At 41.7% G+C, this 3,716-nt stretch carries 7 protein-coding genes; all 7 read left to right on the forward strand.

Going from position 1 to position 3,716, the window contains the following annotated elements:
• The coding region (locus tag D7Y06_RS26265; RefSeq protein ID WP_199714849.1) for a hypothetical protein at positions 1 to 984 on the forward strand (984 nt) is incomplete at its 5' end.
• Positions 985 to 993: 9 nt separating this feature from the next.
• Positions 994 to 1,365: a hypothetical protein gene (locus D7Y06_RS24300; protein ID WP_120410069.1), complete on the forward strand. Its 372-nt coding sequence runs from the start codon at positions 994 to 996 to the stop codon at positions 1,363 to 1,365.
• A gap of 101 nt (positions 1,366 to 1,466) precedes the next feature.
• The gene (locus D7Y06_RS26270; RefSeq protein WP_158591491.1) at positions 1,467 to 1,619 is read left to right on the forward strand and encodes a hypothetical protein; all 153 of its coding nucleotides are present in this window, start codon (positions 1,467 to 1,469) and stop codon (positions 1,617 to 1,619) included.
• A gap of 95 nt (positions 1,620 to 1,714) precedes the next feature.
• Positions 1,715 to 2,053 carry a hypothetical protein gene (locus tag D7Y06_RS24305; protein ID WP_120410070.1) on the forward strand — a complete coding sequence of 113 codons (339 nt, stop codon included), beginning with the start codon at positions 1,715 to 1,717 and terminating at the stop codon, positions 2,051 to 2,053.
• A gap of 190 nt (positions 2,054 to 2,243) precedes the next feature.
• Entirely contained in the window at positions 2,244 to 2,609 is a 366-nt protein-coding gene (locus D7Y06_RS24310; RefSeq protein ID WP_120410071.1) for a hypothetical protein, read from the forward strand.
• A 122-nt stretch (positions 2,610 to 2,731) separates the two neighbouring features.
• Positions 2,732 to 3,466 (forward strand): hypothetical protein, encoded by a 735-nt coding sequence (locus D7Y06_RS24315; RefSeq protein WP_120410072.1) that lies wholly within the window; start codon positions 2,732 to 2,734, stop codon positions 3,464 to 3,466.
• Positions 3,430 to 3,716 (forward strand): hypothetical protein (locus D7Y06_RS24320; RefSeq protein ID WP_158591492.1); only part of this gene is annotated, 287 nt, incomplete at its 3' end. The genes D7Y06_RS24315 and D7Y06_RS24320, both read left to right, overlap by 37 nt.

Here is a 3,716-nt window from a genome sequence, read left to right on the forward strand (position 1 = left end):
TTAGGCGTGGCAGGCGGAGGCGTGGCAGGTGCAACGACAGGGGCAGTCTTATATGGGACAGTCATGGCAGCACCTGTTGCAGGGCTGGCGGCGGGGATGGATGCAGCGGCAGTCATAGGCCCGTCTGCCTTTACAACGACAGTAGTGCCTGCTATAATAACTGGCGGGGGATACGGGCTTGCCGGTGCGACGGCGTTATATGTAGAAAACGATATCCGTGCAAAAAACGGAGGGTATAACCTCCTGCTGGATAAGGTGTTTGACAACAATACGGACAGGTATGAAGAATGCGGCATGATATTGATGCTTGGGAATAATGTCTATATGGAGTACGGGGCAATGAACATGAACCGTATGCCGGGAGGGGACAGTAAGCAGTCGTTGGGCAATAACCAGTCCGTTCAAAAGCTGAAAGACCAGAATAGTTCGTCTGGAATTAGGGGAGGGAATGCGGACAGTGGAAATTGGATACTATCAAATGATGCGGAAGGAAAAGCAAAGACAGGAGTATTGTTTGAAGCAAAAAATGAGAGTAGTAAGGGTGCTGCTAAAAACGGAAATTATGAGTCCAAAACGCAAAATTATACCAGAGATAATATAATAGATTCATTAGATGGAGTAACTATAAAATCAACAGAAATAGCTAATGCATTACGAAATAAAGATATAGGGATAAATGTATTAGGTGATGAATTGTTTGAGCGCTATTTTGGGTGTTCTTCAGACACTATTGCGATACAGATTGGAAATCAAATATATGTAAGAAATAGTTCAGTATCTTTGCTTAGTGATGTTGTGCATGAAGGAACACATGCATTAGACTATTTAAATGGTATTAGTGAAAGTACCATTTCTTCCTGGTCTGGTGAAACAGCGGCATATAGTGCTGAGAGAGATTTTCAGATGGAATCAGGTATGTCAGTTCAGTATGAAAATGAAGAAGATATGATGATTCACATTTGGAGTAATTATAAGAAAAAATAGGGGAATATAATGAATATAGTAGATAAGTTATTGGAATATATGGAAACAAAAAATCAAAAAAATTTATTATCAAAGATAGAAATGAGTGATTATGAATTAAATGTGGTAGTTGTAAATATCTTATCATGGTTGAAATTAGAGCATAAAAGAAGTATTTGGATTTCTCAAGGAAAAAAGAATTGTCATAAAGCTTTGGAAGTGGATATGCAATATCCGTGGTGTGTAAACTTGTGTAAGATAGTAGAAAAAGAAAAATTATTTCACGATTATTTTTCGATAAAAGATGGGAAATTTGATTTTTCTAATGAGGTGTCTGACGAGGATAAAAAAATAGCCAGGGAAAAGGTTTATCAAAATTACAATCCTAAAAGGCACACATAGTATAGCTTATTAACTTTTTGGTAATTCGCAAACAATTACATCATCATAATAACTATAGAGACTATGGGTGCGGCGTGTATACGGAGTATGGTACAACGAACATGAACCGTATGCCGGGACGGGACAGTAAGCAGTCGTTGGGCAATAACCAGTCAGTCCAAAAGCTGAAAGACCAGAATAGTTCGTCTGGAACCGGGGGAGGGAATGCAGGAAGTGGTGGTGGAGCGTCACCTAGTGGATCTGGGGGAAAATAGGAGTATTTTTTGCTCAAGCTACTGATCCAGTAGAAGCAGGACCAGCTTTAGTTCAACAAGGGAAAGGATATGATCTAAAAGAAGCAGCAAAAAAAATGAGTCCCATGGAAGGTTATACCGATGTTGTGGTGCATGGTACACCAGATTCGTTTGGAGTGTGGCATAATGATAAATGGGTGTATATTGATCAGCGTTCATTAGCAAATTATTTAAAAAATCATCCTGAATACAAGGGTGGACAAGTGAGGCTTATCTCGTGTTCAACAGGTGCAAATCCTAATGGGATTGCACAGCAGTTATCTAATAAACTGGGCGTTAATGTGCTTGCTCCGTCGGATACTCTTTACATCTATCCTAATGGCACCATTGTTATAGGTCCTAATCCATATAATAATACAGGTACTTGGGAACAATTTACACCAGGAAAACATTAAATAAAGGTAAAAATCTTTTTTACAGAAGGTGTAGTTACTCATCGTTGTCTACATAAAAAAATTGAAATTGCTTCAATAGCCCTATTATGTATCGATAGAATTTTTTTTATTTGTAATTGCATTTACTTATGAAGGAAGATATAAGTGTGATACAAAAAATTAATAAGTATTGTGATAGGAGAGTTCAAGTATGAAACTTAAAAGAGTAGGATTTTTTAGAGAGTTAAGGCATGGTGATGAATTTGGAGCATCACTAAAGGAATCTGTGCGTAATATTCCATTAGACGATGAAAAAAAAATAGTAGAATATTTAGAAAGTGGTATTGCCTTTTGTGTAACAGCAGGATTGGTTTCAGATGTATTGGATGAATCTAAAGGGATAATAAGTAACTTAGAAATTTTAACTGATGGGACATGGGCGTGGCCTTCTGATGTATCATATTATGTTAAAGCCTACCATATAGAATTAGACAAATATTTTATCGACCATATTAGGAAAAATGAGTGGATTATACCAAGCATAGAAGATATTGATCTTATGAAGCTTGAATTATAATAAAAAGATTTTAATAAGAGCATTGCAGGGCAAAGTTTTGACTTATGAATAGTGATATTTCTATTCTCCTTTGACCCTGTAACAAAAGACGTATACCTGGTGAGGATACCAAGCTGACCTACGTGGACATAGCGGAAAAGGCCGTCTCCTCCACGCCGGGGGCGTCCATCCTTTGTACCGCAGGAAAAGGGGAAAAGCCCGGCCGTTTCCTGATACAGTACGGGGAGACGGACTGGGAATTTGCCGCAAGGCTTGCCAGCAGGGTTAAGGCGGTATTGTACCCGGAGGTATGTCGCCACGGGGCGTACCTGTGGTTTGGGATACCGGAGTGCGGGGAGAAAGGCGTAAAAATAGAAGGGGAAGCATATGCCCATGGCATCAGCAGCCGTTTCTATGAACTGGGAGGGGACACGTCAGGCTATAAATCCAGGGACTTTGAGTATTACCGGGTGGGGTGCGGCCAAAACCACGGCATCGGGGCGAAAACCGCCTATGCCGGGGGCATGTGGAGGATACTGGAAAAGCATATCCAGCTTTTGCAGGAAGAGTTCCGTTATACTTATATTCTGGGGAGGGATGCCTATGCGTCAGCAAAGCCTGTGTATAACCCCATGTTTGTAGGGCAGTCCATCCATGGGACAGTGATAAAAACCGGAGGGGATGCGGTGAGGCTTCATTTAAAGATTGATAAGAAGCAGGATGTTTCCACAGCGTACCCTTACCCCTGGGTGCCGGATACGGGAAGCTTTTGGAAAGTCCCCCTCCGCTTTGCTCCGGCGGAAAAGTGTACTGTATGCCGGAAACCGGCACGAAGGTGTCTTTGTATTTCCCGGATGAGGATGAGCGGAATGCCATAGCTGTAAACTGTATCCGCCAGAACGGGGCAAGCTGCAGCGGGATGTCAGACCCCTCTAAACGTGCCCTTACCACAGCGGAAGGGAAACGGCTCTATCTTGAGCCGGGTATGATGGGGTTTGATGTAAAGAGCGCAGGGCACGCCATGTCTTTAGAGGACGGAAAGAGTATTTCTTTCCGGAGCGGGACAACGGTAAACATCTGTGCCGTGGAGAATATCGGCTTTTTTGCAAAGAAAATCACCGTGAACTC

The organism is Roseburia sp. 1XD42-69, assembly GCF_003612565.1.
Classification (GTDB): Bacteria; Bacillota; Clostridia; order Lachnospirales; family Lachnospiraceae; genus Roseburia_B.

Bases quoted from the DNA above. Each gene is read 5' to 3' on its own strand.
- D7Y06_RS24300 (WP_120410069.1), top strand. From the start codon at position 994: ATGAATATAGTAGATAAGTTATTGGAATATATGGAAACAAAAAATCAA.
- D7Y06_RS24310 (WP_120410071.1), top strand. From the start codon at position 2,244: ATGAAACTTAAAAGAGTAGGATTTTTTAGAGAGTTAAGGCATGGTGAT.
- D7Y06_RS26270 (WP_158591491.1), top strand. From the start codon at position 1,467: ATGAACCGTATGCCGGGACGGGACAGTAAGCAGTCGTTGGGCAATAAC.
- D7Y06_RS24305 (WP_120410070.1), top strand. From the start codon at position 1,715: ATGAGTCCCATGGAAGGTTATACCGATGTTGTGGTGCATGGTACACCA.